The organism is Pseudomonas veronii (assembly GCF_001439695.1).
GTDB lineage: Bacteria > Pseudomonadota > Gammaproteobacteria > Pseudomonadales > Pseudomonadaceae > Aquipseudomonas > Aquipseudomonas veronii.
The window spans coordinates 38281-52800 of sequence record NZ_JYLL01000034.1; the positions used below are offsets into that span (position 1 = coordinate 38281).

Annotated in this window: 12 protein-coding genes, 1 tRNA gene and 2 pseudogenes; 7 read left to right on the forward strand and 8 right to left on the reverse strand. The window is 49.1% G+C overall.

Annotation, left to right across the window (positions count from 1 at the left end; translation table 11 throughout):
• Positions 1–4: 4 nt before the first annotated feature.
• The gene (locus tag TU80_RS26930; RefSeq protein WP_057005787.1) at positions 5–1105 is read right to left on the reverse strand and encodes an alkene reductase; all 1101 of its coding nucleotides are present in this window, start codon (positions 1103–1105) and stop codon (positions 5–7) included.
• 146 nt (positions 1106–1251) lie between these two features.
• Here TU80_RS26930 and TU80_RS26935 point away from each other — a divergent pair, with 146 nt between their 5' ends.
• Positions 1252–1821 carry a TetR/AcrR family transcriptional regulator gene (locus TU80_RS26935; protein WP_046488718.1) on the forward strand — a complete coding sequence of 190 codons (570 nt, stop codon included), beginning with the start codon at positions 1252–1254 and terminating at the stop codon, positions 1819–1821.
• A gap of 310 nt (positions 1822–2131) precedes the next feature.
• Entirely contained in the window at positions 2132–2587 is a 456-nt protein-coding gene (locus TU80_RS26940; RefSeq protein ID WP_017848534.1) for a hypothetical protein, read from the forward strand.
• Positions 2588–2680: 93 nt separating this feature from the next.
• On the opposite strand, the pseudogene TU80_RS32160 reads toward TU80_RS26940, so the two are convergent.
• Positions 2681–2830, reverse strand: a pseudogene (locus TU80_RS32160) (Arm DNA-binding domain-containing protein); the annotation flags it as partial.
• Between the two features lie 54 nt (positions 2831–2884).
• Between TU80_RS32160 and TU80_RS33575 the strand changes: the two are divergent.
• A pseudogene (locus TU80_RS33575) lies at positions 2885–3031 on the forward strand (phage portal protein); the annotation flags it as partial.
• 403 nt (positions 3032–3434) lie between these two features.
• On the opposite strand, the gene TU80_RS26950 reads toward TU80_RS33575, so the two are convergent.
• Together TU80_RS26950 and TU80_RS32815 are read right to left on the reverse strand one after the other, a co-directional pair.
• Positions 3435–4058 (reverse strand): Fic/DOC family protein, encoded by a 624-nt coding sequence (locus tag TU80_RS26950; RefSeq protein ID WP_057005789.1) that lies wholly within the window; start codon positions 4056–4058, stop codon positions 3435–3437.
• On the reverse strand, positions 4055–4222 hold the full coding sequence (locus TU80_RS32815) for a YhfG family protein (RefSeq protein ID WP_090234743.1): 168 nt from the start codon (positions 4220–4222) through the stop codon (positions 4055–4057). Before TU80_RS32815 ends, TU80_RS26950 begins: the two co-directional genes overlap by 4 nt.
• Positions 4223–4609: 387 nt before the next feature.
• Between TU80_RS32815 and TU80_RS26955 the strand changes: the two genes are divergently transcribed.
• The 4 genes from TU80_RS26955 (at position 4610) to TU80_RS32820 (ending at position 10647) form a co-directional block, all read left to right on the forward strand.
• Entirely contained in the window at positions 4610–5551 is a 942-nt protein-coding gene (locus tag TU80_RS26955) for a HamA C-terminal domain-containing protein (protein ID WP_057005790.1), read from the forward strand.
• A 1-nt stretch (position 5552) separates the two neighbouring features.
• Entirely contained in the window at positions 5553–8168 is a 2616-nt protein-coding gene (locus tag TU80_RS26960; RefSeq protein ID WP_057005791.1) for a DEAD/DEAH box helicase, read from the forward strand.
• 324 nt (positions 8169–8492) lie between these two features.
• Positions 8493–9371 (forward strand): DNA-processing protein DprA, encoded by an 879-nt coding sequence (locus TU80_RS32170; RefSeq protein WP_234427159.1) that lies wholly within the window; start codon positions 8493–8495, stop codon positions 9369–9371.
• On the forward strand, positions 9352–10647 hold the full coding sequence (locus tag TU80_RS32820) for an HAD family hydrolase (protein WP_134939836.1): 1296 nt from the start codon (positions 9352–9354) through the stop codon (positions 10645–10647). Before TU80_RS32170 ends, TU80_RS32820 begins: the two co-directional genes overlap by 20 nt.
• A 37-nt stretch (positions 10648–10684) precedes the next feature.
• Here the strand turns inward: TU80_RS32820 and TU80_RS32175 are convergent, their stop codons facing one another.
• The 4 genes from TU80_RS32175 to TU80_RS26975 all read right to left on the reverse strand — a co-directional run bounded on the left by TU80_RS32175 (position 10685) and on the right by TU80_RS26975 (position 14460).
• Positions 10685–10984 (reverse strand): hypothetical protein, encoded by a 300-nt coding sequence (locus TU80_RS32175; RefSeq protein ID WP_234427158.1) that lies wholly within the window; start codon positions 10982–10984, stop codon positions 10685–10687.
• A 14-nt stretch (positions 10985–10998) separates the two neighbouring features.
• Positions 10999–11979: an integrase domain-containing protein gene (locus tag TU80_RS26965; RefSeq protein WP_057005792.1), complete on the reverse strand. Its 981-nt coding sequence runs from the start codon at positions 11977–11979 to the stop codon at positions 10999–11001.
• Between the two features lie 910 nt (positions 11980–12889).
• Positions 12890–14212: a tyrosine-type recombinase/integrase gene (locus tag TU80_RS26970; protein ID WP_057005793.1), complete on the reverse strand. Its 1323-nt coding sequence runs from the start codon at positions 14210–14212 to the stop codon at positions 12890–12892.
• Positions 14213–14384: 172 nt separating this feature from the next.
• Positions 14385–14460, reverse strand: a tRNA-Thr gene (locus TU80_RS26975).
• Positions 14461–14520: the final 60 nt, after the last annotated feature.

Genomic DNA, 14520 nt, shown 5'->3' on the forward strand with positions numbered 1-14520 from the left:
GTGCTCAGTTCGCGCGGGTGCTGGATTCGGCAAGCGTTGGGTAGTCGATGTATCCCGCCGCGCCGCCGCCATAGAGCGTGGAGGGGTCGAAGGCGGACAGCGGCGCAGCGGTCTTGAGCCGCTCCACCAGATCGGGGTTGGCGATAAACGGGCGGCCAAAGGCGATCAGGTCGGCCCTGTCGTGCGCAAGGCGTGCGGTGGCCAGATCCAGGTCATAGCCGTTGTTGGCGATGTAAGTATTCTTGAAGCGCTGGCGCAAGGCGTCGAAATCAAAGGGCGCCACATCGCGTGGCCCGCCGGTTGCGCCTTCGACGACGTGCAGATAAACGACGTCCAGGGCATTGAGTTGATCGACGATGTAATCGAACTGAGCCTGCGGATCACTGCTCGATACCCCATTGGCCGGCGAGACCGGCGAAAGGCGAATCCCCGTGCGATCAGCACCAATCTCGGCGGCCACCGCGGCCGTCACTTCCAGCAGCAGGCGCGCACGGTTTGCGATCGAGCCGCCGTAGGCATCGGTGCGCAGGTTGGCGCCGTCCTTGATGAACTGATCCAGCAAATAGCCGTTTGCACCGTGGATTTCCACGCCGTCGAAGCCTGCCGCAATGGCGTTTGCCGCCGCTTGGCGGAAATCGTTGACGATGCCTGGGAGCTCGTCAATTTCCAGCGCGCGCGGCTCGGAAACGTCCTCGAAGCGATTATTGACGAACACCTTGGTCGCCGCACGCAGCGCGGAAGGGCCTACCGGCGCCGCGCCGTGCGGTTGCAGATCCACGTGGGAAACACGGCCCACATGCCACAGCTGCAGGAAAATCCTCCCGCCCTTGGCGTGTACGGCATCGGTCACCTTGCGCCATCCCTCTATCTGAGCCGCTGTGTAAATACCTGGCGTGTCCTGATAGCCCTGCCCCTGCTGGGAGATCTGCGAGGCTTCGGAAATCAGCAACCCCGCACTGGCCCGCTGGCTGTAATAGGCCGCAGCAAATTCACTCGGTACAAAACCCTTTCCGGCGCGATTGCGCGTCAGTGGCGCGAGAACCACGCGGTTCGACAGCGTCAGAGCGCCCAGTGTGTAGGGGGTAAACAGGTTCAAGTCGCTCATGGGTGTGTGTTCCGTGCCCGTTGGTAAATGGTCATCTTGCTTGCGATTAGGATGATGATCGAAATCTAAACTGTCAACGGTTTTGATTATGGTCGACATCTATGTATCATCAGCCGATGAATTTCAGCGGTAGAGAGGTATCGAACATGCGAGTGTCCAAGGCTCAGGCCCAGGCAAATCGGGAGCACATCGTCGAAACGGCGTCAGTCGTGTTTCGCGAGCGCGGCTTTGACGGAGTCGGCGTGGCCGACCTGATGGCCGCCGCCGGTTTCACCCATGGCGGTTTCTACAAACATTTCGCTTCAAAGGCCGACCTGATGGCCGAAGCCTCGGCCAACAGCCTTGCGCACTCACTGGCCAACGCCGAAGCATTGAGCGTGAAGGACTTCATCGATCTGTACGTCTCCAGGGAGCATCGCGACAGACGCGCCACGGGTTGCACCATGGCAGCGCTGTGCGGTGACGCAGCGCGTCAATCGGGCGACTTGAAATCGGCATTCGCTGAAGGCATCGAGCACATGCTGCAAACGCTCGGCGAAAAATACCCGACCGGCCCGGATGCGGCGCCGGGTGAGGCAAGGCAGAAAATGATCGACCTGCTGGCACGCGCGGTCGGCGCGATCACGCTATCGCGCGCCTGCCCTGACGACTCGGCGCTGGCGGATGAGATTTTGGCGGTGTGTCATGGGCAGATGATCGAGTCGTTGTCGGAGTAGTTGGGGGTTTGATGGTTTTGGGCGTTAGGGGGAGTCAGGGGAAGAACATGATTTTCGTTATCTGATTGAAAATATGGCCTTGCCCCTATTGACCGCTGTTCTCCAAGCAATTGACCTGTACACGCAGCACTGAGAGCAGGCGCCTTCACGGAGTAAACCACCGGCGATAAGGGATAATTCAAATTAATCTAACTTCCTGTTGTTTCTAACAGTGTTGGCCATTTTGATGCTGTGGAATAGTACACGGGTTCGTGATAGTGAATTTGCTTAAATGTTTGCAATTTCAAACATACTATTCGGAGGCGTGCACATGGCCACTCTTAATGGAAAGGTTTTATTTTATGATCCCAAGTACCAGACGGGGACGATAGGCGACGAGGCGGGAAGCATGAAACGTTATGTTTTTCATGACTCGGACGTGGTATCTGGTGAGACGTTGGAAAAAGACCAGCTTGTGTTTTTTACTGAAGAAGTATCTTTAAGTGGCGGGACCCCTGGATATAGAGCTACCTTGGTTCAAGGTAGGCCGTATAGGGTGGGAATGACCATACTTTCCGGTACGGTACTGTCATATAGTTCTGAGCGCTCGGGGGGGGTAATTGCAGATAAGAACACAAAAAATCTCAATCACTATACCTTTTCCGACTCGGACGTGGTGTCTGGAGGTCCATTACACGTTGGGCAGTCTGTAACCTTCATTGGAGAGATGATCCGAGTTAATGAGGCTCAGTTTCAATACGGAGCAAAAATAATTCAGGGTGAGTAATGATACTTGCCGGTGGTGAGCCGCGTGAACATTTACGTAAACTGTGCGGCATTCTCTGAGTTAATGGAGTTTTTAGCCTCGGTCGCTGATGAGCCGCGACCGGGAGAGGTTGGCGGTAACGATGGGGTAATTGCCAATGATGAGCGTACCTTCCTTGCCGCTGGGCTTGGTGTACTTCAAGCGCCAGGTCTTCACGCCATTGGGTTTGACGAAAAGGTACATGCCGCCGCCGTCGAACAGTTTGGGAAACAGGGGCAGACTACCATTATTGAAAACATGCTCTGACCCCTATTTTCCATGCCGGAAAATGCGGCGGGGTTTGGGGATGTGGAAAAGATTGATCGGGTGTATATGAATAATGAAATACGGTCGATCAGGCAGTTGTTTTTACAGGTGAATGGGCGGTTGCGTATGGATCGAGGCATAGAATGGATTGATAGATGAGCTCGTAGGGGGCATATATAGGTAGAAGTGTGCGCGTGTGTTTTTCAATTGCCAAAGTATAGGCCTGATTTTTATGATTTGTCGGGAAACAGGGGTCAGACCACCATTATTGAAAACATGCTTTGACCCCTATTTTCCTAATTTAGCCGTGAGCGCGAAACCAGTTGCCATCCAGCGGCTATAACTGGCGTAGGAACCCCGTCGATGGTTGGATCATCAGCGTAGGGTGAGACCCCCACACCCCTGCTTGAGGGTGTGTATATGAATATCAAGCGTACTTTCAAGGGCTGCCGGCAATGGTGGCCCTTTTCTTTACCTGTCACAAAAGTGTGTAGCGCTTGTATAGCTGGTCGCCGGGGGAAACGCTGTCCTGTCTTTTTTCATGGGGCTTGTTCACTCCCCATCAGGCGTCGTCTGCATTGTCTTCCATGATCGGCAGACCAATGCAACGATCAAATATCTGGATCAGCGGGCCATCGTCGCCATGAAATGACTGATGATTCGCTTTAATCCATTCTTGTTTGTCGACTTCCCACCAATTGATCTCGTAACCCGCGTTGATGATGATCCATTCGAACAGCATCCGCTGGGCTCGTCCGTTACCTTCTCGGAAGGGATGTGCGACGTTCAACGTACTGTAGGACTCGGCGACGGCTTTGAGCAGTAAGTCGCGTGAATAGCCTTCAAACCAGCCGTTGGACTCGACTTTTCGGAATTCTCTGGCGGCTTCCGGCTCTATGCGGTCAGGGACGCAGAACTGATTTCCACCTTTGCTGATCTTTACCGTCCGGATCTCGCCGGCCCAACTATAGATAGCCGAGAATAGGGTACGATGAATTTGTTTCAGAGTATCCAGGCTGTATGGCGGCTCTATGAACTCAAGCCGCTCTGCGGCAGCTTCGGTGAGATAGCGTTCGGCCTCGTTGAGGTCGTCCTCATCATGCAAATCAAGTAGGTTTTTGAGGGTACCTGTTCCCCGGTAACAGTAGGGATCCTGATCGACCCCGTATTTGTCATTACTACTCAAGCTTTGATTTGCCGAACGGCCATGAGCGCAGCTTCGCGAGTGGGAAGCTTGTGATCGTCATTTGGAGAGGTCGTAAAACCCTCGAGGCGCAAGCTGGCCGCGAAGTTGGATTTACGGTGTTTGGCGAAGTAGGCTTTTTTGGCTTGAAAACTCAGCTTTTCCACGTCTGCTCTCCACGGATGTGTGCCCGAGAGTATAGCTTATTCAACTAGCTGTTTGGCTCTGCATCAGCGCTACTCGTCGCCTTGGGAGATGCTCCCACCGAAGGCCGGGCTGGAAGGACATTTCGTCAGGCAAAAAAAAGCCTCGCATCGCTGCGAGGCTTTTTAATATGGTGCGGCACCAGGAGTCGAATCTGAAATAAAATTCTTTATAATCAATACGTTATTGAAGTTTACTTTCAATTCTACCTCTTCACTTACCCTAATGAGCTTTCTCAGCCTTACCCAAACTACCAGTGCCTACCTTCTCAAGAGTGGTGGCATAATGGCGTCACGAGCTAGACCACTCTTTGCGGTTTGATTTGTCGCGTTTGTTCAGGGAAGGAAAAAATGGAAGATCTGAAGTCCGAAAAATGGGAAAAATACATATCAACGGACCTAAAATGGGTTGATAAGTTTTTTATCCAGCATCCATCTCAAGAGAAAATAAAGACGAAAGTTAGAGTCCTTTCAGTGAAGTTCTCTGGTACTGAACAAGAAACTTTAGCTCTTGTCGAGTATTTGGCTGACTCTATCAAGCACTTTATCTTTGGGCGTTCGGAAATTCAGAAATTTCAACTTGAGGGCGTTGAACCATTTAGACGCGCGGCGGCCCATTTTGGTAGTACTAATCCCGTGATGGATGGGAAGTACGGGGAATTGATGCTCTACATGTTGGTAGAGGCTGTTCTTAAAGCTCCTATGGTCTCTCATAAATTGAGGCTTCTGACCAATGTCAATGATCAAGTAAAAGGCGGTGATGGTGTATTTTTTGGCAAGTATGGTGATGAAATGTCAATCTTCATCGGAGAGTCAAAAATTCATCAGAGTTTTAGTAAGGCCACGGATAGTTCCTTGGAATCGCTAGATCGGTTTCACCAAAATTACTCCTCTAGCGCCCTGTCGCATGAGTTGTTTATCGCGCGTTCAAATATATCTGAAAATTTCTCGTTGGATCAGTTAGAGACAATTTACAATGCATTTTTGCCAGGGACGGATGAATATCAAAGCTGTATCAAAACTCACCCGGTTCTTCTTGTATACGATGATGCAGGAATATCAAAAATTGAAGATGAATGCACAAGTAAAAGTCACGCGGAACAACTTGTGGAGAAATGGATTTCTAAGAATGGGTTGAAGCTGTCTGAGTCTATTAATGGAAAGGTGGACGGCTATAAGAAGCTAAAAAAAGTTCATTTAGATTTTTTTCTTATTCCAATGTCAGATGTTGGAGGTTTTAAGAAGTCCTTGTACAAGGCAATTCATAATATAGAGTTCAAGGAAGATAAATAATATGAGCCAGAGTACAAAGCTATCGGAGGATGCCTCTAAGCACCCGGGTTTCTGTTCAGTATATGATACGCTTTTAGAAAGCCTATTTTTGAAAAAGAAAGGTATCAGCATTCCTGAGCACCTTTCGTTATCGGTAGAGCAACTACGAAAAGCGACGTGGTTGGCATCAATAGTCGCAACAGGAAGCTCAGAGGCACTTAAAAATTTAGCAAATTCTTACGGGGCACTTCTGTTTCTAAATGACCCCGGTAACGAAGTCTACCGTAAAGCTTGCTACATACTTCAATCTAGAACTGGAAATTTATTATCCAGCAAGCATGTTCCGAATATATTTAGCAGCGGACAATATCAAAGTAATTTCAGCACGGTGCTTGATTTTGAACTGTCGGCTAAGCGGAGTTATTTGACGCAGGAGTTTTTTGATAGCACCACTGCAACATTTACTGATTTTCAGCGGAAATTGTGGGATACATTGATAGCTGGACATAATACAGCTATATCGGCACCGACCTCAGCGGGAAAGTCGTTTATTATTCAGAAGTATATAGTAGAGATGCTTCTGCAGAAGCCATCCGTTGCTTTTTATATAGTTCCTACTAAAGCGTTGATTAATCAGGCTAGCTCCGAACTTAAGATCGCGCTGGGTGAGTCGGCTCACATCTATACTACATATAGAGAGCTGGAAAAATTCGATAAATCAGTGGTGTTTGTACTTACTCCGGAACGCTGTATTAAGACCCTTCAAGATGAAATGTCTAAGCCTCCAAAAATTGTGTTTTTTGATGAGATTCACAATTTAGAAGATGCCAGCCGAGGTATCGTGTTCGAGAATGCGCTTTACCGAATGGTTACGAAGTGGCGCAATACTCAGTTTATGTTTGCAGGACCTTTCATTCATAATGTGGCAGACCCTATAAAAAAGGTTGCTAAGATTAAACTTGTTGAGGCAGCAACAATTTCTAGTCCTGTATTTCAGATCAAGGCCTCAATTACATTTAAGCCGAGGGAAAAAATAGCCAGCTACAGATTGTTTAGCCAGACCGGTAAGGTGATTGGAGGGGAGTTGAAGCTTAAAAGGTCTATATACTCTAAAGCAAAAAACAACCACGGCGAAGCAATTGCCGCGTTCATGGATAATATTGACAAGAATGATAGTTGTATTGTGTTTTCACCTAGTAAAAGCTCCGCAGAGAAGTGGGCTAATAAAATTGCTCCCATAGTTGGTATGTCTAATGCGTCGATTACCGAGGGAGCATCACAGGATATAAAAGATTTGCTCGAGTATTTGGCTGACGAAATTCATCCTGATTATTGTCTAATAAAAACTTTACGTCTTGGTGTCGGGTTTCACCATGCGGGACTCCCTGACATCGCTCGAATGGAAATCGAGGAGTTATATACAAATAATCACATCAAGAATTTGGTTTGTACCTCCACGTTGATTCAGGGAGTCAATCTTCCTGCAGATAAATTAATAGTTATAAATCCTAAGGTGGGAGCTACGGCACTTACTCAATTTGAGTTCATGAATCTCATTGGGCGTGCCGGGCGAGCGAGTACCAATCTTTATGGTGAAGTTTATTGTTTAGATATTATCGATGAAGAGTGGGCTGCTGGACGTATAACCGACAATAAACAGAAAACGATACGTCCTTCGGTAGTGTCTGCATTAGAAGATAACTTTGAAAGAATTTATCAGCTTGTTGATAAGGAACGCTCTCATATTGTGGAGGTTGAAAATGGAGAAAAGCTTTACCCTACAATCTCTTACATACGTCAACTCCATGCTGCTGATTCAACGCATTATCAGCGCATACTTGAAAGTGCACAGATTCCCGATAAGTACAGAGATGCTATCGCTAAAAAACTAGCGCCTGTTAGTTCGTCTCTATCAATACCTTCTGAACTGTTGCAAAGGAATCCATATATTGATCCATTGTTGCAAAATAAGCTTTATAAGCTAATTGTTGCTGAGCCACTGGAAGATTGGATTACCACAAAATTTGCCGTCAGTCGTAAATCTAAGGGGGGAGTTGACAGTTCTGACGAGCCAACATTTTATTCACAGTTTGAATCTATAGCGCAGAAGCTGAATGATGTTTTTAATATTGAGCACGAGATTAATTCGAATCGGTGGGGATCATATATATCGATTAGGCGTTTAGTCTATGATGCTTATTATTGGATGGCCGGTAAGTCTCATAGGTATTTTATCGAAAGAATTTTAAATGAGGCGGTCGGAGAAGATGAACAAGAAGACCCAAAGGTGGATAGTGCTGCGCGATTTGTTACGGATCATATAAGTAGAAATATTACATTTATTATGGTTAAGTATTTTTCTTTGTGGTCTGATATTGTTAGTCACACGCTTACGGAAGAGCAAAAAGAGGAAAACGCATACTCCTTAAGCTTACCTGCGATGATTGAACTTGGCAGTTTTGATCCTAAGGTTCTTGAGCTCATGTCGCTTGGTATCAACAGGAGTATTGCGCTCAGGTTGCGAAAAATGATTCCTAGCGAGGTCGTTGACCTAGAGGAGTGGGTGAAAAGAGCGCCACTTCGTGGACTACCTCTACTGTTTTCTAGGTATCTGAAGCGTAGTGGGTACCGAACCTAATGCTATGGGCTAACCCATAATCGCCCTTTTTGCGAGCTTATGCCGCGGTTTAAAGGAAAGGTTTTGATCTATGAAAACCTTTGAGCTGCGGAGTGATGGCCTGTTGGGCGACCGGGATTACAAGCCGCTCACCGTTCAGCGACGAGTTGCTGAGCGCGGTTCAGAGTGGCTGCACGGCTGACGCCATGTTATACCAACGTATAACTTCCTATCGTGCCTATAATGGTGTTAATGTGCCATCATATATGGAGCTGCACCATTGGTCTTTCGATTGGAGCAAAACCCGGATTGTCCGGTGATCATTGGTTTGTTAAGGATTTTACTGTGTATCTCGAAAATCTCGACTCCTCTGACTTGAGAACGGCATGGATTCATGCGGTGCTCGCACTTTCCAAAAAAATCACCATTGGCAGTGCGAAGGGAAATGATGATTTTCGTAAAATGCTTGAGCAAGCTGGCTCGGTTGAAAATTTATATAATGATATATTTGCTCTAGTTGCAGTAGATGAAGATATAGCAAAGAAAGTGTATGCGAAGCTTATTAAGTTTTCTGGGGTTTTTAAAGCTGTAACTATTTTTGATTCTATATATCCAATTAAACTTGGTGCGCATCCAGGTACTCCACCTATAGTTTACACGTTGGGCGATATTTCTCTCCTTGATGTCAAAAAATCAATAGCTTTTGTAGGGACTAGGGAGTTAGTAGACTCTAATCATATTGATCACGGAACACGTGTGATTAAAAGACTATTGAGCTCCGGAGTTGACGCGATAGTTAGTGGCTTGGCTTCCGGCTCAGATACTCTGGGACATAAAGCAGCGATTCGCTTTGGAGGTCGAACTATCGCGGTATTAGGTACGCCACTCGATATGTTTTACCCGAAAGAAAATCGAGAGCTTCAATCGCAAATTGCAGAAAGCGATCTATTGGTTAGTGAATACCCTATAGGTGTAGGTTCATTTGGATCGTACTTTGCGAATCGAAATAGAACAACTGTCGCTTTATCTACTGACGGAGTTGTTGTTGCTCGCGCCGGTGATAAAAGCGGTACCCAATATGCTATTAGAATTTGTTTAGAGCAAAATAAGCAACTTTATGTGCTTGAGAATAACATTCGCGAAAGCACATACAGTTGGGTTTTGAAATATAAGGATAGAATTAAGGTTATAAGGGAGAATTTTGATGCGGGTACTACTTCTTGATTTGGATCTTACACTTGTAAATACCAGTGACTGCCAGGCTTATATGCGGTCAAGTGCTGGGAGGCAGGCGGTTTTAGAAGAAATAGCAAGTGGCAGGATTGGCTTGCCAGTTTATGATACTCGGCTTCCTGCGTATATTAATGTGCTTGCTGAGACTCCGAACCTCGCAGTGGCAATCGTCTCCGATTCTCCTGCTGAATATTGCGCTCATGTGTTACGACAAGCGGGCTACAATATTGATAATCGGTTGATTTTCGGATCACAATCGAAGCCCATCACCAATATACTTAACCTTAGAACGCAAATCTCGGCACTTTTTGCCTTTGCGAATATTGAGTTCTTAGTTGTTGGGGACAGTCCTAAAGACATATATATGGCTCACGCTTTAGGCGTACCTTCGATCTTGGCTGCATGGGGTTCTCGACATGATATTGATGTAGTAACTCGATGGTCAAGGCCTACGGTTGTTGCCCGGACGTTTGAAGAGCTTCAGAGTCATATAACGAATTTTTTAAATGGTCATATGTCCCATACGGCTTATGCATTTGATTCTGACTACCATACTATCGATATAAATGTTGTTGATCGAATCCACGTGCCCCCCGAAAATATTGGACACGGCCAGGAATATGTTCCAGACAGAACACAGTACCGTAATAATACCGATAGATATGCGTCATTAGATCTTCGATCTATCGTCAAGCGCGCAAAAGATTTGCCTATCAGCCACCATAACGCCAAGCGTGGAGTTCCGTCATTTGGTGTGAATGGTCTTTATCAAACAGCGCCGTTAATGAGTAAGGCAGGGCATTATAAAAGAAGTTTCGTCGAATGGTGCCGTTCGAGAAATATACAAGGGAAGATTTTACTTGTGCCGGTGCCTTCATCAGTACCAAGGGAATGCAATCTTACATACACTATGGATTTGATTTGTGATTGGTGGAAACTTTGGATTAACGGAAATGAAGCCGGGTTGAATATCGAGGTGTGTAGCTCTTTCGAACGTTTTTGGCCGAGATCGCCTTCGCACTTGACCGGCGGCAGAAGGGACATGGACGATCATTTTGATACTCTCGGAATATTCAAGGGTACGGATTCAATTGACGATGTTAATCACGTTGTTATTGTTGACGATGTTGTGACTTCCGGATCGCATATAGATGCGATGGCAACATTTATACGAGCGGTTGGACTTGTTCCAGCTACGGCAGTTATTCACGGTTATGCGCTATACAGAACTGTCCATCCTGAGGCTGTTGATCTAGGCGATTTTTAATGGATGTTTGATCGGTTTTCTTTAGTAAATCCAGCTTCTAGGAGGCTGGATTTTTTTGCGTATTGCTCGGAGGTGTTGTTTTTAATTTGATGCGCCAATTTCTTTCAAGTCGTTTGATAATTAGCTTCATCGTTAGTCCGTAGTGGTAGCGGGTATAATTGCTATGGTTTTTTAGTTTTTCGTTTATAAACCAAGTTAAGTGTTTTTTCTTCCATCTCCATGGGTTGCACTCTTTCCAGTGTTTGTTTATTTCTTGCTGAATAATCGCTGCTTGATGAACATGACGCTTCTTCGTTGCGTTCGCCCCTGACATTATGCCCGCCAAAAAAAGCTCCATATCGAAAGGCTCCCTCATGCTCGACCACCAATATAAGCTGATACTACTTCTATGCGACCATGCCCTAACTCATAGCTGATTTTCACTCGGGCCTCCTGATCGAGGTGTCGGTCGAGTTGGTAGCAATGGCCATCGTTGATAGGCGCGGGATGCTTTGTGATTTGCTCATAGCGTTCGCATGCAAAGGCCGCCCGTAATTCATGAAAGCCTTTGAGGTTCTGCTGATGGAGGAGGTCCCGTGCGGCGCGGACGATATCCCGTTGGAAATCGAGGTAGCTTTCGTTCGGCGCAAGCAGATTGTGGCTGCCGTCGGGTGAGACCTGTTTGGCGAATCTCAGTGCTTCGTGAATATGATCATCCACCGTGATCCAGCGAGGTGCCGACGCGCCGGATCGGCCACCTTTGGTGCCATCCTGGATGTTGATCTTGCCGTAGTGTTCGGCTTCGCGTTTTAGGCGCGGAAGGTCGGCTAAGATGGCCTCGCGTAATCGCATGCCGGTGGCTCGCGCCAACTGCACGATGGCCGCCGCACGCGGCAGTTGGTGTTCGTAAAGCGCCTCGACGATCCGCTTCACGTGTTCGCGGTCTTGGCCTTGCGGCGGCACGGTGCGGATACTGGTGCGCCGCATTCCCAGCGCCTTGCTCGGACTCGGCACCTTCACATACTGATCACCGCGAAGCGCAGCCATGGTTCGGTTCACGCTGCACAATCGGTTTTGCGCAGTGGCTATGGCGAGCTCACCTTGTTCAACTTGCTGACGCAGATGTTCGGCATAGTCCAACAAGGTCTGCCGATCAATCTGCCGCGCATCGTTGAATCCTGGCCCATCCTCCGACCGACACCACCGCACAAACGCCAGCCAGCGATCACTGTGCGCTTTGACCGTGCCGTAATGCCCCCCGCCAAACAAGTCGCGGAGCGCCTGCGGGCCGGCATAACTCAGTTGTCGGCCATAGCCAAAATTGCGTCCGTTGCGTCTACCTACCAGTGTCATGATCAAACTCCTCTCGAAGCTAAACCTTTGAAACCATCCCCACGTCATCCCGCCAAGAATGCTGAGTGTTATCAGGGATCAAGGCCCCTGCGGCCTGTGAGGGTTGTCCACTGACGCGGGACTGGCGGCTCTTTACGGCCGGGAGCTTGGGCACCTCATGATCTGGCCTCCTGAACACTTCCGAAGAAGTGGGCGGGTAGAGGCTGCGCTGGCTGACGAGACCAACGCCGCGAGATCCTGAGTCGGGTGACGGCAGTGAAGCGATGATCGGGGCATGCCTGACTGTCAGTCAGGTGCAGTCCATTCCGTGGGCTGCGGCACCATCATCGGCATCGCTGTTGCTGGTGACTTCGGTGTTTGTCACGTCGATTGTCACGAGGGGGAATGCCGCAAAGCCTTGTACGAGGTGGCCTGCAGCAGCAGTAGGAGCGCCCGTCTCTTTCCGGGAGAAAGAGACGGGCGCAGGTTGGCGCAATGAAATGGCCAAGCGGATAGGTTGCTGCAGGGCAGCTATGAAAGGGGATGAGTTGCCGCAGTGGGCGCACTGGTAAAAGTAGGCATCCATCACATCGCTGTGACCGTGCGAGCCGCCGGACGCTAATCGCACTTTGGGAGAACCACCACCGTGTGGCGTAGCCTTAAAGGTTCTGGCTACCTGGGTTGCTGTCGACGACAGCGCTTTGCCCGATCTTTTCTACGCCTGTGGATAATTCGGGTCAAGACTCCAATTTTCGGGAGCTCTGCGGCTGTGGATGAAATTATCCACCGGTGGAAATCAGTGGTTTTCCACAGACAGTTGTGTGGGCTTTAGATTTTTTAAGTGAGGTCCATCCAAGCAGGGCGGCTTTGCAGCCCTGCTTGGATGGACCCGCGTGGACAAGCGGATCGCTGAGATATGAAGACCGAGCGCTTACTCGGTTGCGCCACGTTTTGCTTTTAGGCGAGTGACGTTCGCTCCTGTCTGATTCGCGAATTCGTGCGGAGTGACATGCTCCTGCCGGTTGGCCTCTAGGTACCGGCTCCACCAGTTCATGATCAGCCTGCGCTCCTCGATGAACTCGGCCTTGTGGATGTAAGCGGCGCGGACGTTGTTGCGCTCCTTGTGGCTCATCTGCCGTTCAATGGCTGTCTCCGACCACAATCCTGACTCGATCAGTGCGCTGCAGGCCATCGAACGAAATCCATGCCCGCAGATATCGGTTTTGGTGTCGTATCCCATCGTCCGAAGCGCGTTGTTCACGGTATTTTCGGACATGGGCTTCCAGGGTTTGGCATCCCCTGCGAAGACCAATGCGAATTTGCCTGTGAGTGCATGGATTTTTTCGAGTAGCGCTACTGCTTGCGGCGATAAGGGTACTAAATGGATATCCCCTGCCATCTTCGTACCCCTTGTGGAAAAGGGTACTCCCTCCAACGCGGGTCGAGTGTCCGGTATCTCCCAGGTGCCACGCTTGAGGTCGAACTCGCTCCAGCGGGCGAAACGCAGTTCGCTGGAGCGTACAAACACATGCAGCGATAGCATCACCGTCAGGCGGGTAAGTGCGCGGCCTTTATAGGTGTCGATCCGCTCCTGTAGTTCCGGCAGTCGCGATAAGGGTAGAGCGGGGCGATGTACCACCCGCGGGGCTTTGATCAAGCCTTCGAGGTCGTATGCAGGGTTGGCGGTGATAAGCCGGAGGCGTTTTGCCTCGCGCATGATGCTCTGCAGGTAGTTTTGTACCCTTAAAGCTACGTCTATCGTTCCGCGCTTCTTGATCGCTTCCAAGGGCTGCATGAGGTCATGGGTGTCGAGGTCGACAATGGCGCGGGTGCCGATCAGCGGGAACACGTGGGTTTTGAGGCGACTCATCACAGTCTTGGAATGGCCTGGTGCCCACTTGGCCGACATTTCCGTATGCCAGTCGAGCGCAACGCTTTCAAAGGTTCTGCCTTTGATTACGGCTTCCGCCTTGGCTTGGTGCTTGGTCTCTATAGGATCAACGCCATCCGCCAGCATTCGCTTAACTTCCAAGCGCTTGCGGCGCGCATCGGCGAGGCCAATGACGGGGTAGTTGCCGAACGAGGTCAGTCCTTCGCGTCCGTCAGGTTTGACGTAACGGAGCCGCCAGCCTTTGCGGCCATTGGGCTGGACTAGGAGGTAGAGGCCATCGCCGTCGAAAAGCTTGTAGGCGCGGTCTGTAGGTTTTGCCAAGCGGCAAGCTGCGTCGGAGAGCGGAGCTGTGGTGCGCGACATAAGGGTACTCCCTTTTATCGAAGTGACCTGTATCCCAAACTCTACCCTTAAAACGGTTGGAATCTACCAGTTTCTGACGGAAACCGATGGAACGCCAAAACGAAAAAACCCGCCAGAAGGCGGGTTTTTCGGGGGTTCCAGAGATTTTGAAAGCCTTCTTTGGAACCTTGTATGGTGCCGGCACCAGGAGTCGAACCCGGGACCTACTGATTACAAGTCAGTTGCTCTACCAACTGAGCTATACCGGCGTGTTAGGGCGACGATTATAGCGATTGAAAAAGTTCTGTAAACCCCTGAAATCTGACTAT